A 16,371-nucleotide genomic window follows, 5' to 3' on the forward strand; every position below is an offset into this window, starting at 1 on the left:
GCTACTCGGCGGCCGCTGGTTTCAGGGCGGTCGTCGATGCGTCGTAACGTTGTGGCCTGTGAACCAGCGTCACCAGCACGAACGAGATGATCATCAGGAGATACCAGGCGCCGAGTTTCTGGATGGATACCGGCGTCCAGCCTTCATGCTGGCCGGGATAAATCCAGGCGCGCGACCAGGTGCCGATATTTTCGGCGAACCAGATGAACAGCGCCACCAGCAGGAAGCCGAGCAGCAGCGGCATGCGGTGGCGAAAGCGGAAGACACGGTAATGCACCGTCGTGCGCAGAAAAAGCAGCGCCGTGGCGGCAAACAGCGCATAGCGCATGTCGGTGATGAAATGATGGGCGAAGAAATTGGCGTAGATCGCAGCGGCCAGCAGCGCCGTTGCCCATAATGGCGGGTAGTTGCTGTAGCGCATGTCGAAAATGCGCGAGACGCGCGCCAGATAGGAGCCGACGGCGGCATACATGAAGCCGGAGAACAAGGGCACGCCGCCGAGCCGGAAGAAGCTTTCCTCGGGATAGATCCATGAGCCGGCCGACGTCTTGAAGATTTCCATCAGCGTGCCGACGATGTGGAAGATCAGGATGACCTTGGCTTCGGCGACAGTCTCGAGCCTGAAGACCAGCATCGAAAGCTGGATCACAAGCGCTGCCAGAAACAGGAAATCGTAGCGCGCGAGCGCGACCCCGTCGGGCCAGTACAGCTTCGTTGCGATGATCAGTGCCAGCATCGCGCCGCCGAACAGGCAGGCCCAGGCCTGCTTTAATCCAAAGACGAGAAACTCGACCAGCCCGCCATAAAGGCCGCTTGCCGGCAGCCGGTCGAGCACGGCATGAGCACCGGCGTCGATGCGGGCTTCCAGCGATGTGAAGCGCTTCAAGTGAAATGCAGCGATCGAGCCACTCGATTCGTCCCCGTTCTGACGCTCAGAGACAGGGCCAATATGGCTGAATCAGGGTTGCGCCGGATTGACGATCGTCCGCAGGAAGGCGGCGAGATCGTCGGTGACGAAATCGACCGAATCGTCGAAGGCCGGGTCGCGTTCCCAGATTTCGGAAAAAGTAGGCTCGAAATTGTTGGGCACGATCAGCACGGTCTTCATGCCCAGCGTCTTGGGCACGATCAGGTTGCGTGCCAGATCCTCGAACATGACGGCATTCGGCCCGGCGATGTGGTGCAGCGCCAGGAACCGGTCATAGGTTTCCGGCGCGGGCTTGGGCGTCAGGCCGGCTGCGACGATGTCGAATATGTCGTCGAAATTCTCAAGGATGCCGAGTTCGCGCGCGGTGCGCTCGGCATGGCCGCGGTCGCCATTGGTGAAGATGAACTTGCGGCCGGGCAGCGCCTTGATCGCCTCGCCAAGTGCCGGGTCCGGCTTCAGCCAGGAATAATCGATGTCGTGGACCTTGTTGAGGAAGTCGTCGGAATCGATGCTGTGGCGCTCCATCAGGCCCTTAAGCGTCGTGCCATATTCGAGATAGAGCTCCTTCTGCAGCTTGCGAGCCTCTTCGCGCGGCAATTGCAGCAGCTCCGACACATAGGCGGTCATCTTCACGTCGATCTGCGAAAACAGGTTGGTGTGATGCGGATAGAGCGTGTTGTCGAGGTCGAACACCCAGTCTGTGACATGGGCAAAGAAAGCGGGCTCGGGAGACTGTGTCATGAAGGCCTTATGGCACGGTTCCGCGCGGTTGTGCCGAGGCTCGGGACAAAAATTTGTGAGCCAGGAAGACCCCATTGCGCAATGGTTCAAATTTTAGCCAAGCCTGAAACGAGACCTTCAACGCTTCCTGTCAAACGAGGCCCGTCACCGGGGGAACGCGATGAAGAGCCTAATTCTCAGATCGGCAATAGTTGCCGTTTCCGCCGCCATTGCTTCCGTCCTCATCGTGCTTGCAGTCGTTCCCGCACTGGGCGGCGTGATCGATGGTAACGCCTGGATGATGTGCATCCTGTGTCCGCTGGCGACGGCCTGGCCGGCCAGCGCTTACACGTTCTGGCAGAGCGACCGTCTCAAGCTGGCGCACCGCGAACTTGCAAGAACCCACGCCCAGCTTGCCGCCGCGCATCGGCGGCTCGAGGAAAAGGCAAGCCGCGACGACATGACCGGCATGCTCAACCGCGAAAGCTTCTTTGCCACGCTCGACGCCACGCGGCGCCAGTCCGACCGGGGCGCGCTGCTGATCATCGATGCCGACCATTTCAAGAAGATCAATGACAGCTTCGGCCATCTCACCGGCGACGATGCGCTGATGGAAATCGCCGCGGCGATCACGCGCGGCGTGCGTGCCGGCGACATTGTCGGCCGCATCGGCGGCGAGGAATTCGGCGCCTTCCTGATCGGCGCCAGCGACAAGGAGGCGTCTCATGTCGCGGAGCGGATCCGGCGCGAGGTCGAGCTTACGCGTTTCCGTCCCGTCGACGAGCGGACGATTCCGCTGACCGTCAGCATCGGCGGAACGCTCTGTCCGGCCAATGCCAATGTCTCGGAACTGATGCGCGTGGCCGACCGCCGCCTGTACGAGGCGAAGAACCGCGGCCGCAACCTGGCGATCGTAGAGCAGGGCTTGCCGAGGGCGGCTTAACGCCGCTCGCTAGCGCCGAGACTAGTATCGATCGGCGCTCACTTCACTGGAATTTCACCGGGAGGGAAATCGGGTTTCTGGCAAAGGCTGGTTCCGGCGGTGCCGGCACTGGAGAGGAGCGCCATATCAGGTCGACCGCCGCCTGATCGAGTTCGCTGCTTCCGGACGAACGGGCAAGCCTCGCCGAAACGACATTGCCACTGACGTCGATCCTGAACGTCACCTGTGCTGTGCCGGTGTCCTTGGCCGAGCTTCTTCGCGCACGCCGCGCGATCCACGCCTGCACCTTCGATGACCACTTCGCCGGGCTGACGCTTGGGGCCGTGGAAGCCTGTCTCTGCACCACGCGCTTTTCAGTCGGCTTCGTTTCCTTTTCGGCAACGTCGGCCTGTCTCTTCGGCGCGGGCTTCTCCTTCTTGACGACTTCCTTTTTCTTCTCGACCGGCTTCTTTGGTTCTTCGCGGACCACAGGGCGAGGCTGCGGCAAGGGGATCGCCACTTCCGGGGTTATCGCCTCTACGACCTCCGGCTCGATTTCCTCAACAGGTTCGGCCTCGGTCACCGTTTCCGGCTCAGGCGTTTCAATGGGCTCCACCTCGTCGGGCTGGACAGGCTCTTCGACCGGCGTTTCGGCCATTTCCTCCTGCTGCTCGTCAACCGGTTCGATCGTCTGGTTGGGCGCTTCCGCGACCAAATTCTCCGGCTCGACTTCTTCCGGAACAGCCACAGGCAGTGGCGCAAGCTCGATCATCATTGCCGGCTCGGACGCTTCGGCGCTGAGCTCCGGCGGGCGCGTCGACAGATAATAGGCCACGGAGGCGTGGGTGGTCAGCACCACCAGCCCGGCTGCCGCCCACAGGCTGACTTCGCGCAGGCTGGGCAGCGCCGGAAAGGCGATATGCGTGTCGGCCCGCGCCGTCATTGTGCTGCTGCCGGTGCCTCGCCGGCCGGCAGCGTCTCCAGGCCGACCAAAGCGATCTTGAGGTAGCCGCTGTTGCGCAGGAGGTTCATCACCTCCATCAGCTCGCCATAGCCAACGACCTTGTCGGCGCGCAGGAAGATGCGGGTTTCCTTGTCGCCTTTCGTCAGCCGGTCGAGCGTCGGGCCGAAGACGGGACGCGCTACGATTTCATTGCCGACGGCGAGGCTGAGATCGTCCTTCAGCGTCAGGAACAGCGGTTCCTCCGGGCGGGGCACAGGCGTTGCCGTCGAGCCGGGCAGGTCGACATTGATGTCGACGGTGGCAAGCGGTGCCGCCACCATGAAGATGATCAGGAGGACGAGCATCACGTCGATGAAGGGCGTGACGTTGATCTCGTGGTTTTCCTCGAGATCGTCGCCAAAACTCTCGCGGATTTTTCCGGCCATGGTCTCAGCCTTTCCTACGCCGCGGCCCGTACAGGCACATGGCGGAAATCGAGATCGCGGCTGACCAGCCTCTCGACGCCCGCCGAGGCATCGGCCAGGATCTGGCGGTAGCCGGTGATAGAGCGGGCAAAGACGTTGTAGATGACGACGGCGGGAATGGCCGCGACCAGCCCGAGCGCGGTCGCCAGCAGCGCCTCGGCGATGCCGGGCGCGACGACGGCGAGATTGGTGGTCTGCGATTCACTGATGCCGATGAAGGCGTTCATGATGCCCCAGACGGTGCCGAACAGCCCGACGAAGGGCGCCGTCGAGCCGATTGTGGCAAGCACGCCGGTGCCGCGCGACATGCGCCGCCCGGCCTGCGCCTCGATCCGCGACAGGCGCGAGGAGACGCGCTCTTTCAGCCCGTCGCCCTTGGCGTGGTCGATGGCTGCGGACGACATTTCCACTTCCTGCTCGGCGGCACGCAACAGCAGCGCGCCGGCGCCGCCGCGACCGTTCAGCTGGCGGCTCGCGTCAGCCAGGCTGCGGGCGCCGACGATGGTGGCGACAGCACGGCGCGCGCGCATGACGGCACCTGCCAGCTCCAGCGACTTTGCTAGCCACACGGTCCAGGTGATGAGCGAGGCGAAGGCCAGGCCGATCATCACCGCTTTGACCACGATATCGGCCGCCATGAACATGCCCCAGGGCGAAAGGTCATGCGGCAGGTTCAGTCCCACCGGCGCGGGCGAAGTTGACTCAGGTGCGGCAGCAGGGGTTTCGGTGCCGGAGCCGTCGGCGGGCTGGACGACCGGCGAGGGTTGCGGCGATGCCGAGGCGTCCGGCGCTGTCGACGGAGCACTCGGAGCGGTCATTGCCGGTGGTGCCGGCTCTACCGACGGTGCCGGCTGCTCTGCCGAAGGGGCTGGCGTTGCCGGCTGGGCCGATGGGGCCGGGTTGACCGGTTCCTGCTGGGCGAGGCCGGCAGCGGGGAGGCACACGGCCGCAGAGGAGATGATGGCGGCGGCAAAAATAAGACGTCTCAACACAAGCTTTTCCTGTCGATCAGGTGTTCGTTCCTGCGGCGCAAGGCGGCTGGTGTCGATCGGGAGCTTGTCCCTCCGTCGGCTCTCGATCCCGAAACCGCTCGTCGCATTTCGGGTTCATGCTCTAATGCGCCTTGCCCGATACGACAAGAAAAATCTGGATAAAATCAGTCATATTATACGAACGATGTTGAAAACGCCGTTCGTTAAAGGCTCAGTTTCCGTGCTGAGCCTTGTGCAACCTGCTGTAGAGGCCGCGCTTCGCCACCAGCTCCTCATGCGCGCCCTGTTCGGCAATGCCGGTATCGTCGACGACCACAATGCGGTCAGCATTGCGGATGGTCGCCAGCCGGTGGGCGATGACCAGTGTCGTGCGCCCTTGCGAAAGCTCCGACAGCGATTGCTGGATTTCGCGTTCGGTCTGGGTGTCGAGCGCCGACGTCGCCTCGTCGAGGATCAGGATCGGCGGGTTCTTCAGGAACATGCGGGCAATCGCCAGCCGCTGCTTCTGGCCGCCGGAAAGCTTTACGCCGCGTTCGCCGATGATCGTGTCGAAGCCCAGCGGCATGGCATCGATCATCTCGCCGAGGCGCGCGCGCCGCGCCGCTTCGATGATATCGCTTTCGCTGGCATCGAGGCGGCCATAGGCGATGTTCTCGCGGATAGTACCGCCGAACAGGAACACGTCCTGCTGGACGATGCCGATCTGGCCGCGAAGGGACGCCAGCGTCATCGAGCGTATGTCGATGCCGTCGATGGTGATCATCCCGCCATCGACCTCATAGAAGCGCGGCAGCAGCGAGCAGATGGTGGTCTTGCCGGCGCCCGAGGGGCCGACAAAGGCGACGGTCTTTCCGGCCTCGATCGTCAGGTCGATACCCTTCAAAATGGGCCGCTCGCCGGTGTAGCCGAAGGTGACGCCCTGATAGCGTATCTCGCCCGTCAGTTGGGGTGCGACGATGGCGTCCGGTGCGTCGGCAATGTCGGGCTCGGTGTCGAGCAAGGCGGTGTAGCGCTGGAAGCCGGCGATGCCCTTCGGATAGGTCTCGATCACCGAGTTGATCTTGTCGATCGGGCGGAAGAACACATTGACCAGCAGCAGGAAGCCGACGAAGCCGCCATTGCTGAGTTCGCCGGTCAGCACGAGATAGCTGCCGGCGATCATGACGACGAGCTGGATCAGCCGCATGCTCATGTAGCTGAGCGAGGTCGACGCTGCCATGATCTTGTAGGCGTCGAGCTTGGTGCGGCGGTAATTGGCGTTGTCGCGGGCAAACAGGCTGCGCTCGTGGTCCTCGTTGGCGAAGGCCTGGACGACGCGCATGCCGCCGACATTCTCCTCGATGCGGACGTTGAAATCGCCGACGCGGCCGTAAAGCGCCTGCCAGTTGCGCGTCATGCGGGCGCCGTAGCGGCTCGTCACCCAGGCGACCACCGGCACAATCGCCGCCGTGATCAGCGCAAGCTTCGCATTGACGGTGAACATCAGCGCGAAAGCGCCGAAGAAGGTCATGATGGCGATGAACAGGTCTTCCGGCCCGTGATGGGCGACCTCGCCGATCTCTTCCAGATCCTTGGTGACGCGGGCGACGAGATGGCCGGTCTTGTGGTTGTCGTAGAATCGGAAGGACAGCTTCTGTAGATGGTCGAAGCTCTTGCGGCGCATCTCCGTTTCGATGTTGATGCCCAGCATATGGCCCCAATAGACCACCACCGCCATCAGGCCGGTGTTGACGAAATAGATCGCCAGCAGTGCCGCCGAGGCGGCGATGATCCACGTCCATTCCTGCGATGGCAGAAGCTCGTCGACGAAGAGCTTCACCGCCATCGGAAAGCCGAGTTCCAGCAGTCCCGAAAGGACCGCGCAGCAGAAGTCGAGGATGAACAGCCCTTTGTAGGCCTTGTAGTAGGAGAAGAATCGACGAAGCATGATGCGGTTTCGGCAGTCCGGATTGGCTGGAATGTGGCTGCGTCCGTAAAGCGGCCGGACAGGCCTTATTCTTCATTCCTCGCATTGTCACCATCGAAACCGCGCCGCCAATAGGCCACGACGAGGTGATCTTCCCGGGCAAGCTTGCGCTCGGTGCGCAGATATTTGCGGATGGCGCGGAAGGCCTTGTGTTCGCAGCCGACCCAGGCGAAGGCGCGCTTGCCGTCCTCGGCGGCCGGCCATTCCAGGGAGCGGATGGCATCTTCCAGAAGTGTAGTCGTGCCGGCTTCCGCGCCGTTGCGGTGCAGCCAGCGCAGGTCGAGCTTCGCGGATGTGGGCAATGGCTGTTCTTCCGTCGCGTCGGCGATTTCGATCAGCGCGGTGACCCTGGCCGTCTCCGGCAACTGCTCGAGGATGCGGCCGATTGCCGGAAGTGCGGTCTCGTCGCCGGCCAGAAGATGCCAGTCGGCTTCCTCGACCCAGCCGCCACCCGGACCGGTCATGCCGACAATGTCGCCGGCAACGGCGTTGGCGGCAAAGGTCGCGCCGGGCGTGTCCGCGCCTTCATGAAGGACCATGTCGATCTCGACCTCACCCTTGGCAGCGTCGATGGAGCGGATGGTGTAGACGCGCGCAGCCGGGCGCTCCATGCCTTTCGGCCAGCTCGGGCGGCCGTCCTCGCCGGTCACCGGCCATTGCGGCGTCTCGACGCCCTTGGGCGGAAACAGCAGCCGAATATGCAGGCCGCCGGTCTCGAAGCGGGCGAGATTTTCGCCGGCAAGCGTCACGCGGCGCATATGCGGGGTGAGGTTGCGCGCGCCGACGACGCGCATTTCGCGGAAATAGGGCAGGGGCGTACCGGCAAAGCTGTCGCCGGACCATATGATGCTGGGATTTTCGCCCGGTGCGAATTCCAGCAGGTGCTCGGCCAGCGACAGCTTCACATAGGCGAAGTTGACCTCGTCGTCGCCCTCGGCATGAAGCGTCAGCGCGTCGTCATGCGCCTCGAGCGCGGCGGAGCCGTAGAACGTGTCGATGCGCGCCTTGCGGTCGCTCAAGGAGACGTCGCCATGCTCGGCCATGTGGTCGCAAAGCCTTTTCATGACGTCGTCCGGTGCCGTCAGGAGGACGCGAGCTGTAGCCTTGAAGGTCGGTTCGTTGCGCATCCGGCAGGCTTTCATCTTGGCAAAATGGGAGGCGGTCGGCCCGAAGGCTGAGCAGCGGGCGAGTACTACGAAAACTTGTGTTGATAAGTCAAGTTTGATTGCGGTGCATGCGGCCATCCGGTGTGGTGGATTTCAGATCGACCCCTCGCAATGCGCTCGTACCCGGCCACTCGACCAAAGATTGCATCCCAAAAATGTTACCGCGCAGGAGTTTCATTCAACTAGCCTGATATGTATGAGGGATTAAGCACTTAGTCGAAACGACCCAGAGATTTTCAAATGCTCGCGCCTCTCCAGACGCCCGCCGAATCTCCGCTTTTCTACTCTGCCGAGTGTCTTGTCGCGATGGATCGGCTCCCGGATGGTCTTGCTTTGGCCGCACAGTGGCTTCTTGAAACCCATCTGGCTCTGCCTCGCGAGGTTCGCTATGTCGCGGATCTGCAAAGATGGCTTCTCAGCCAGGTTGTGGTCGCCATGCATTATGAGCATCAGCTCAACCCGGAATCTCCGCCCGTTTCTCATAGCAATGTCGTTCGGACGCTGGCGGCAAACGGCATTGCGAGCCGGAACACGATCCATGCCTTTTTGATGGAGATGAAGCGCTACCAGTTCATCGCTCCCCTGCAGAGCGCGGACAAAAGACAGCAGACGATGCAGACGACGGAAATGACCGAACAACTCATCCGGCGTTATTTCGATATTCACCTGAGGGGTCTCGACATCATCGATGACGGACAACGCCATATTCAATTCCGCGAACATCCTGAGTTGTTGCAATATGCACAGCCGCGTTTCGCATGGCTTCTGCTTTCCGACGATGCCTGGTGCCAGCCGCCGGCCAGCATCGCAAAAATCGTCCGCTCCGATTCCGGAAGCAGCGTCGTGCATGATCTGATCTCCGGCATCCTCATGCCGTCTGCGGAGATGACGTCCCCGATCTGGATCGGAAAGGTGTCGCCCAATGTGTTCGCCAAACGCTACGGCATTTCCAGAACCCATGTAGCCCGCATCTTTCGGCAGGCGCGGGAAGCCGGTCTTCTCGGCTGGGCCAAGAACAGCAACAGGGGCGACTGCTGGGTATCCCCCGAACTCGTCCGGGCTTACCGCTCCTGGCAGGCGGTCAAGCTTGCAGCACTTTCGCAGGCCTTTCACTATGCCTGTCTCCAGATAGGCATTCGACGGTAGGTCGGCGACGGCGGTGCGTCCTATGGCGCCTTGACGCGGCGGGTGCGCTTCCCGATTGTCTGCCGCGAACGCGGATCATTCTGGCTCGCGAAACGTCGAATGGAAGACTGTGCAGGAACTAGCGGCCGATCTCGGAACCTTCATCGAGGCCAACAAGGCCTGGGCCGGCGTCGTCATGGCGCTGGTCGCCTTCGGCGAATCGACCATCATCGTCGGCGTGCTTATTCCGGCGACGCCGTTCCTGCTGCTGATCGGCGGTCTGATCGCCTCCGGCGTGGTCGACCCGCTGCCGGTCCTGCTCGGCGCGTTTACCGGGGCGGTGGCCGGCGACTTCGTCGGCTATCTCCTGGGCCGCCGTTTCGGCCCCGGCCTTGTCTATCGCTGGCCGCTGTCCAACTATCGCGAAGGCATCGCCAGGGCGCGGCTGTTCTTTCGCCGTTATGGTTTTGCGGCGGTGTTTTTCGGCCGCTTCTTCGGACCGATCCGCTGCACCATCCCCGTCGTGGCCGGGATGATGGGCATGGACAGCCGGCGGTTTCAACTGGCCAACATGTTTTCAGCCGCCGTCTGGGCTCCGGTGATGATCGCGCCGGGGTTTTTGGCCGTTCACGGGATGATGGAGGCCAATATAGGAAGCGTGTCCGAGACGGGCTGGCTCGGCCTTGCCATATTCATGACGGTCGGCGGCACGGTGGCGGCAATCGTCGGCGTAAAGCTTCTCGGGCGGCGGCCGAAGCGCCGCGCCAGACGCGGATTGGCGCGAGCCGAGTAGGCTTCTATTCAGCTCTGGACGGCAGCAAAGCCGAAGCGGCGATCAGAACCCAGCCGGCAATCAGCAGCGTCCCGCCGACGGGTGCTGCAAACGGAAACAACCGGCCGCCGAGAAAATCGCGCGCCAGAAGATCGCCGGCAAACAGCACCAGCCCGACCAGAAGCACGATTGCGCCGATGCGCAGGAACCGCCCGCCGGCAAACAGGCCGATCGCCAGGAACACCGGCGCATGCGTCATCAGGAAGGACGACACCGTGCCGGTGAACGCGCCGCCGCTATGGGCAGCGGATGCCGCGAGCGCCACGCCGGCCATGCCGCACAGGCCGCCGGCCCCGACAAGAAAACGGTCTTTCTGCATGACTGGCCTCGTTTGCGTGCAGGTGAAGGGTCGTCTTAGCTATAGCCCGGCCTCGGAACGCTGGCACCTGCCGACGAGCGACCACGATGTCGCGGCGCTTTCCTGTGGAACGGGATTTTGACGGCGCTTTTGTGTGATTGGCTTTCGCCCGCGAACCGACCTATGGTCGCCGCCCCATTGCCGACAGTGAGAAAGACATGGCCGCAGACGTCAAGCGCATCGCCGCAATCATCGCCACGGAAGTCAACGCGCGGGCCGAACAGGTCGCGGCAGCCATCGGCCTGCTCGACGAGGGCGCGACCGTGCCGTTCATCGCGCGCTACCGCAAGGAGGTGACAGGCGGGCTCGATGATACGCAGCTCAGGCTTCTGGCCGAGCGGCTGATCTATGTCCGCGAGCTCGATGCGCGCCGCGACACCATCATCGAATCGATCCGCAGCCAGGGCAAGCTGACCGAGGAACTGGAAACGACAATCGCCGCCATCACCACCAAGGCCGAGCTGGAGGATATTTATCTCCCCTACAAGCCCAAGCGCCGCACCCGCGCCGAAATCGCCCGCGAGCGTGGCCTTGCGCCGCTGGCCGAGGCGATCCTGGCCGACCGTGCGGCGGTGCCGGCTGAACTGGCGGCGGCCTATCTCACCGACGATGTGCCCGACGTGAAGACGGCACTGGATGGCGCTCGCGATATCATTGCTGAAGGCTTTGCCGAAAACGCCGAGCTGCTGGGACGCCTGCGCAACCACATGAAGGAACGCGCCTTCCTGCGCGCCAGGGTCGTGGACGGCAAGCAGGAAGCCGGCGCAAAGTTTTCCGACTATTTCGAGCATGTCGAGCGCTGGGCGAATGTGCCGAGCCACCGCGCGCTCGCCATGCTGCGCGGCCGCAACGAGGATTTCCTGTCGCTCGATATCGAAGTCGATGCCGACGACACTTCGCCGGTCAAGCCGGTCGAGCGCATGATCGCCGACGCCTATGGCATCGGCCGGCAGGGCGCAGGCGACCAGTGGCTGGCCGAAGTCGCCGGCTGGACGTGGCGGGTTAAATTGTCCCTGTCGCTGTCGCTCGACCTGATGCGCGAGCTGCGCGAAAAGTCCGAGGAAGAGGCGATTAGGGTTTTCGCGCGCAACCTCAAGGACCTGCTGCTGGCAGCCCCTGCAGGCTCGCGCTCCACGATGGGGCTCGATCCCGGCATCCGCACCGGCGTCAAGGTCGCCATCATCGACCAGACCGGCAAGCTGCTCGACACCACGACGGTCTATCCCTTCCCGCCGCGCAACGATGTGCGCGGCACGCAGGCCGAACTGGCGCGGCTGATCTCAAAGCACAAGGTCGAGCTGGTCGCCATCGGCAACGGCACCGGCAGCCGCGAGACCGAGCGCCTCGTCGCCGACATGCTGACGGACATGCCGTCCCCCAAGCCACTGAAGGTGATCGTCAGCGAGGCCGGCGCGTCTGTCTATTCGGCATCTGAAATGGCCGCCAACGAGTTCCCTAATCTCGATGTGTCGCTGCGCGGTGCGGTGTCGATCGCGCGGCGTTTGCAGGACCCGTTGGCCGAACTCGTCAAGATCGAGCCGAAGTCCATCGGCGTGGGGCAATACCAGCACGACGTCGACCAGTATCGTCTCGGCCGCTCGCTGGAAGCCGTGGTTGAGGATGCGGTGAACGCCGTCGGCGTCGATCTCAACACGGCGTCCGCCGCCCTGCTGGCGCGTGTGTCGGGCGTCGGCTCTTCGCTTGCCGAAGCCATCATCGCCCATCGCGACGCGACGGGGCCGTTTGCCAGCCGCAAGGATCTGTTGAAGGTCAGCCGCCTCGGCCAGCGCACCTTCGAGCAATGCGCCGGCTTCCTGCGTATTCCCAACGGCGCCGAGCCGCTCGACGCTTCCGCCGTCCACCCGGAAGCCTATGGCGTTGCCAAGAAGATCGTCGCCGCCTGCGGCCGCGACCTGCGCACCCTGATGGGCGACAGCGCCCCCCTCAAGGCGCTCGACCCGCGTGTCTTCGTCGATGAGCGCTTCGGCCTACCGACCGTGCGCGACATCATTGCCGAGCTGGAAAAGCCGGGCCGCGACCCGCGTCCGGAATTCAAGACCGCAACCTTTGCCGACGGTATCGACGACATCAAGGACCTGAAGCCCGGTATGGTTCTGGAAGGCACCGTCACCAACGTCGCCGCCTTCGGCGCCTTCGTCGATATCGGCGTGCATCAGGATGGGCTGGTGCACCTGTCCCAACTAGCCGACCGCTTCGTAAAGGACGCGCATGAGGTCGTGAAGGCCGGCGACGTCGTCAAGGTGCGCGTCGTCGATGTCGACATCAAGCGCAAACGCATCGGCCTGACCATGCGCAAGCATGACGATGGCGCGGCGAGACCTGCTGCGCCGTCCCGCGATGATCGCTCGCCGCCGCGCGGTGGTGGGAAATCGTTCAGCAAGCCGCCTTCATCCGACAAGGGCGGGCAGGCTTCGCAGGGCGCGTTCGGCGCGGCTTTGGCTGAGGCGATGAAGCGGAAGTAACGCACATACTTCGCAATGAAGCAGCGCCGGCCGGGAAACCTGCCGGCGTTTGTTGCTCTGGAATGTTGCGCCCGACATGAGAGCGATCGCCTTCGGAAGCACCCCCACCCCTAACCCCTCCCCACAAGGGGGAGGGGGACTTTGTTGCACGCCCAGCCAACCGAGATTCGTAGTGGCTAAAACGACGAAAATCGTCCCCTCCCCCTTGTGGGGAGGGGTTAGGGGTGGGGGTGGTTCCGCCGCTAGGGCCATCAGAGAACCCACCTGCGACAGCCCTTCGCACGACAGAAGCGCGATCGATTGACTTTTGTCAGCCTCAATGAATAATGTAAAAAATGGGAGAGCGGAGCGATGGCGATCCGGGCGACAGATCAGATCATCCATAAGGCCGCATGGCTCTATTATACGCATGGCCTTCGCCAGGACGAGGTCGCAAAGCAACTCGGCATCTCGCGCGCTTCGGTCGCCATGTATCTGCGCAAGGCGCGCGATACCGGCATCGTCACCATATCGACTTCGACGCAGCTTTTCAGCCAGGACGTGCTGGCGCGCGAGGTCGAGGACGCCTTCGGCCTCGACACCGTCTGGGTGGTTTCGCCAGAGCGCGACGGGCCAGACGCCGCGGCCGAAGTGCCGGTGGTGGCGGCGAGCGTCTTTCTGGAATTGGTCGAGCGCGGCCAGCGCATTGGCGTCGCCTGGGGCCGCACGGTCTATTCCATGGCCGACGTCATGCCCTTCGCCGACCTTCAGGATGTCACGGTCGTGCAGCTCTGCGGCAATCTCGGCGCGCCTTATTCCTACCGGCCCGACCAGTGCACGATGGAAATTGCCCGGCGGCTCAATGCCAAGGGCCTGAATTTCTATGCGCCGCTGGTGCTGAGTTCGGAACGGCTGGCGCGGGAACTGCGCGACGAGCCGGTCATCCGTGAACAGCTGGCAAGCGTGGCCGACTGTGACCTGGCGCTTTATTCGATCGGCACGGTCGATGAGGATAGCCACGTCGTCAAATGCGGCGCGATGAGCCCGAGTGAGGTGCATGCGCTGCGCGACAATGGCGCGGCCGGCGTCGTTGCCGGCCAGATGATCGACCGTCACGGAACGTTGCTCGACTGCGATTACAATCGCCGCATCATTTCGGCAGACCTCAATTCGATCCGGGCAATCAGGCGGCGCATGGTGGTGATCCAGGAAGACAGCAAGCTCGAGCCTTTGCTTGCCGCTCTCGCCGGCGGCCTATGCTCGCATCTGGTGATCACGGCTGAAATGGCGCGGCGGCTGCTTGCACGCGCGGCAAAGCCATCGGTCAGGGCTTCAGCCTGACTCGACAAATCAACGAACCTTCAAGCGAAATACGGGAAGAGACGATGAAGAACTTGTGGAATGACGCCGAAGCCGAAGCGCTTGTCGAGGCCTATGCCAAGAAGGGCGTCGCGCGCGATCTGGCGCTGCGCGTCTACACCACCCGCCTGCTTGGCGGCGAGCCGCGGCTGGTGCTGCATGGCGGCGGCAACACCTCTGCCAAGATGCGGGTCAAGGATCTGATCGGCGACGAATGGGACGTGCTCTGCGTCAAGGGCAGCGGCTGGGACATGGCGGTGATCGAGCCGCAGGGCCTGCCGGCGGTGAAGATGGGATCGCTGCTCAAGGCCCGTGCGCTCGACAGACTGTCCGATGAGGATATGGTCGCCCTGCAGCGCGCCAATCTCATCGATCCGTCATCGCCCAACCCTTCGGTGGAAACGCTGCTGCACGCCTTCCTGCCGCACAAATTCGTCGACCACACCCACTCGACCGCCGTTCTCGCCATCGTCGACCAGGGCGAGAACAGCGAGGCGCTGATCCGCAAGGTGTTCGGGCCGAAGATGGGATACGTTCCCTACATCATGCCGGGCTTCGATCTTGCCAAGGCAGCAGCCGAAGTGTTCGACGCCGACACCAGCGTCGAGGGCCTGATCCTCGACAAGCACGGCATCTTCACCTTCGGCGACAACGCGAAGCAAGCCTACGACCGCATGATCCATCATGTTACGGTGGCCGAGGAGTTTGTCGCCACGAACGGCAAGCCTGCGCCGAAGCCGATCGAGCTTCCGAAGACGCTCGCCAAGCCGGCTGACTTTGCCTCTTTCCTGCGTGGCGCGGTTGCCTTCGATCGTGGCGAGGGTCGCTTCGACCGCATGGTCAGCGACTTCCGCACCTCGCCCGCGATCATCGAATTCCTCAACCGGCCCAATCTCGAGGCACTGGCGAAGCAGGGCGTCAGCACGCCTGATCTGTCGATCCGCATCAAGACCGGGCCGATGGTGCTGCCGGCGCCGGACGCCGAAAAACTCGGCGACTACAAGAAGGCGATCCGCGAGCATGTCGCAGCCTTCGAGAAGGACTACCGCAACTATTTCGACACCAACAATGCGCTGGACGATGTCGAGCGCACCATGCTCGATCCGATGCCGCGTCTGTCGCTGGTGCCGGGGCTCGGCATGTTCGGCCATGGCCGCACGCTGAAGGATGCGAAAATCGCTTCCGATGTCGGCGAGATGTGGATCGAGGCGGTGCGTGGCGCCGAAGCCGTCGGCGACTTCCACCCGCTCAGCGCCGCTGAACTGTTCGGCCTCGAATACTGGTCGCTGGAGCAGGCCAAGCTCGCCTCCAACAAACCGAAACCGCTGACCGGACAGGTGGTGCTGGTGACCGGCGGCGCCGGTGCAATCGGGGCGGCGACGGCAAAGCTCTTCGCGCAGACCGGCGCGCATGTCGTGGTCGTCGATCTCGATGCCGCCAAGGCGGCGGAGGTCGCCAAGAAGGTCGGCAACAATTCAATCGGCGTCGGCGGCGATATCACGAAGCCGGAAGACGTGCGCGCGGCCTTCGACGCGGCGGTGGCCACCTATGGCGGCGTCGATATCGTCGTGTCGAACGCCGGTGCTGCCTGGGAAGGCGCGATCGGCGACATCGACGACGCGCTGCTGCGCAAGAGCTTCGAGCTGAATTTCTTCGCTCACCAAAGCGTGGCGCAGAACGCCGTGCGCATATTTAGGGAGCAGGGCACCGGTGGCGTGCTTCTGTTCAACGCTTCCAAGCAGGCGGTCAATCCCGGCGCGAAGTTCGGCGCTTATGGCCTGCCCAAGGCAGCGACGCTGTTCCTGTCGCGGCAATATGCACTGGAATATGGCGCGCTCGGCATCCGCTCCAATGCGGTCAACGCCGACCGCATCCGCTCCGGCCTGCTCACCGACGCCATGATCGCCAGCCGCTCGACCGCGCGCGGCCTGTCCGAAAAGGACTACATGTCCGGCAATCTGCTCGGGCAGGAGGTGACTGCCGAGGACGTGGCGCTGGCCTTCCTGCATCAGGCGCTGTCCGAACGCACGACGGCTGATGTGACCACGGTCGACGGCGGGAATATTGCTGCAGCGCTGCGGTAGGTAGGGATCAGCGAGGTCGGGCGGTGGAT

The 16,371-nt window shown here is 63.3% G+C and carries 15 protein-coding genes; 6 read left to right on the forward strand and 9 right to left on the reverse strand.

The annotated features are described in order from the left end of the window. Nucleotide 1: 1 nt before the first annotated feature. Nucleotides 2–886 carry a DUF817 domain-containing protein gene (locus tag WBQ96_RS16165; protein WP_336552075.1) on the reverse strand — a complete coding sequence of 295 codons (885 nt, stop codon included), beginning with the start codon at nt 884–886 and terminating at the stop codon, nt 2–4. Nucleotides 887–958: 72 nt separating this feature from the next. Continuing rightward, nucleotides 959–1,669, reverse strand: a complete 711-nt coding sequence (locus WBQ96_RS16170) for a pyrimidine 5'-nucleotidase (protein WP_336552073.1) — start codon at nt 1,667–1,669, stop codon at nt 959–961. Nucleotides 1,670–1,829: 160 nt separating this feature from the next. Between WBQ96_RS16170 and WBQ96_RS16175 the strand changes: the two genes are divergently transcribed. Then, complete coding sequence (locus tag WBQ96_RS16175; protein ID WP_336552070.1) at nt 1,830–2,591, forward strand: GGDEF domain-containing protein; 762 nt, start codon at nt 1,830–1,832, stop codon at nt 2,589–2,591. A 43-nt stretch (nt 2,592–2,634) separates the two neighbouring features. Here WBQ96_RS16175 and WBQ96_RS16180 read toward each other — a convergent pair whose 3' ends face one another. The 6 genes from WBQ96_RS16180 to WBQ96_RS16205 all read right to left on the reverse strand — a co-directional run bounded on the left by WBQ96_RS16180 (nt 2,635) and on the right by WBQ96_RS16205 (nt 8,971). Next, a complete protein-coding gene (locus tag WBQ96_RS16180; RefSeq protein WP_336552069.1) occupies nt 2,635–3,513 on the reverse strand; it encodes an energy transducer TonB family protein in 879 nt (292 codons plus the stop codon). Further along, nucleotides 3,510–3,959 (reverse strand): TonB system transport protein ExbD, encoded by a 450-nt coding sequence (gene exbD / locus WBQ96_RS16185; RefSeq protein WP_165121455.1) that lies wholly within the window; start codon nt 3,957–3,959, stop codon nt 3,510–3,512. Before exbD ends, WBQ96_RS16180 begins: the two co-directional genes overlap by 4 nt. 14 nt (nt 3,960–3,973) lie before the next feature. After that, nucleotides 3,974–4,990, reverse strand: coding sequence for a tonB-system energizer ExbB (gene exbB / locus WBQ96_RS16190; RefSeq protein WP_442920845.1), 1,017 nt, complete (start codon nt 4,988–4,990; stop codon nt 3,974–3,976). Between the two features lie 211 nt (nt 4,991–5,201). Then, a complete protein-coding gene (locus WBQ96_RS16195) occupies nt 5,202–6,917 on the reverse strand; it encodes an ABC transporter ATP-binding protein (RefSeq protein WP_336552066.1) in 1,716 nt (571 codons plus the stop codon). Between the two features lie 65 nt (nt 6,918–6,982). Further along, the gene (locus WBQ96_RS16200) at nt 6,983–8,083 is read right to left on the reverse strand and encodes a siderophore-interacting protein (RefSeq protein ID WP_336552065.1); all 1,101 of its coding nucleotides are present in this window, start codon (nt 8,081–8,083) and stop codon (nt 6,983–6,985) included. Between the two features lie 243 nt (nt 8,084–8,326). After that, nucleotides 8,327–8,971, reverse strand: coding sequence for a hypothetical protein (locus tag WBQ96_RS16205; protein ID WP_336552064.1), 645 nt, complete (start codon nt 8,969–8,971; stop codon nt 8,327–8,329). Between WBQ96_RS16205 and WBQ96_RS16210 the strand changes: the two genes are divergently transcribed. Together WBQ96_RS16210 and WBQ96_RS16215 are read left to right on the forward strand one after the other, a co-directional pair. Continuing rightward, a complete protein-coding gene (locus tag WBQ96_RS16210; RefSeq protein WP_336552063.1) occupies nt 8,966–9,268 on the forward strand; it encodes a hypothetical protein in 303 nt (100 codons plus the stop codon). The genes WBQ96_RS16205 and WBQ96_RS16210 overlap by 6 nt on opposite strands. A 109-nt stretch (nt 9,269–9,377) precedes the next feature. After that, nucleotides 9,378–10,040, forward strand: coding sequence for a DedA family protein (locus tag WBQ96_RS16215; RefSeq protein ID WP_336552061.1), 663 nt, complete (start codon nt 9,378–9,380; stop codon nt 10,038–10,040). Nucleotides 10,041–10,044: 4 nt separating this feature from the next. Here the strand turns inward: WBQ96_RS16215 and WBQ96_RS16220 are convergent, their stop codons facing one another. After that, on the reverse strand, nt 10,045–10,398 hold the full coding sequence (locus tag WBQ96_RS16220; protein WP_336552059.1) for a DUF423 domain-containing protein: 354 nt from the start codon (nt 10,396–10,398) through the stop codon (nt 10,045–10,047). Between the two features lie 197 nt (nt 10,399–10,595). Between WBQ96_RS16220 and WBQ96_RS16225 the strand changes: the two genes are divergently transcribed. The 3 genes from WBQ96_RS16225 (at nt 10,596) to WBQ96_RS16235 (ending at nt 16,342) form a co-directional block, all read left to right on the forward strand. After that, nucleotides 10,596–12,920 (forward strand): Tex family protein, encoded by a 2,325-nt coding sequence (locus WBQ96_RS16225; protein ID WP_336552057.1) that lies wholly within the window; start codon nt 10,596–10,598, stop codon nt 12,918–12,920. A gap of 351 nt (nt 12,921–13,271) precedes the next feature. Further along, nucleotides 13,272–14,240, forward strand: coding sequence for a sugar-binding transcriptional regulator (locus tag WBQ96_RS16230; protein WP_165119464.1), 969 nt, complete (start codon nt 13,272–13,274; stop codon nt 14,238–14,240). 44 nt (nt 14,241–14,284) lie between these two features. Next, on the forward strand, nt 14,285–16,342 hold the full coding sequence (locus WBQ96_RS16235; RefSeq protein ID WP_336552055.1) for a bifunctional aldolase/short-chain dehydrogenase: 2,058 nt from the start codon (nt 14,285–14,287) through the stop codon (nt 16,340–16,342). Nucleotides 16,343–16,371 lie beyond the last annotated feature (29 nt).

Origin of the sequence: Mesorhizobium sp. CCNWLY176, from assembly GCF_037153935.1 — a bacterium.
Classification (GTDB): domain Bacteria; phylum Pseudomonadota; class Alphaproteobacteria; order Rhizobiales; family Rhizobiaceae; genus Mesorhizobium_M; species Mesorhizobium_M zhangyense.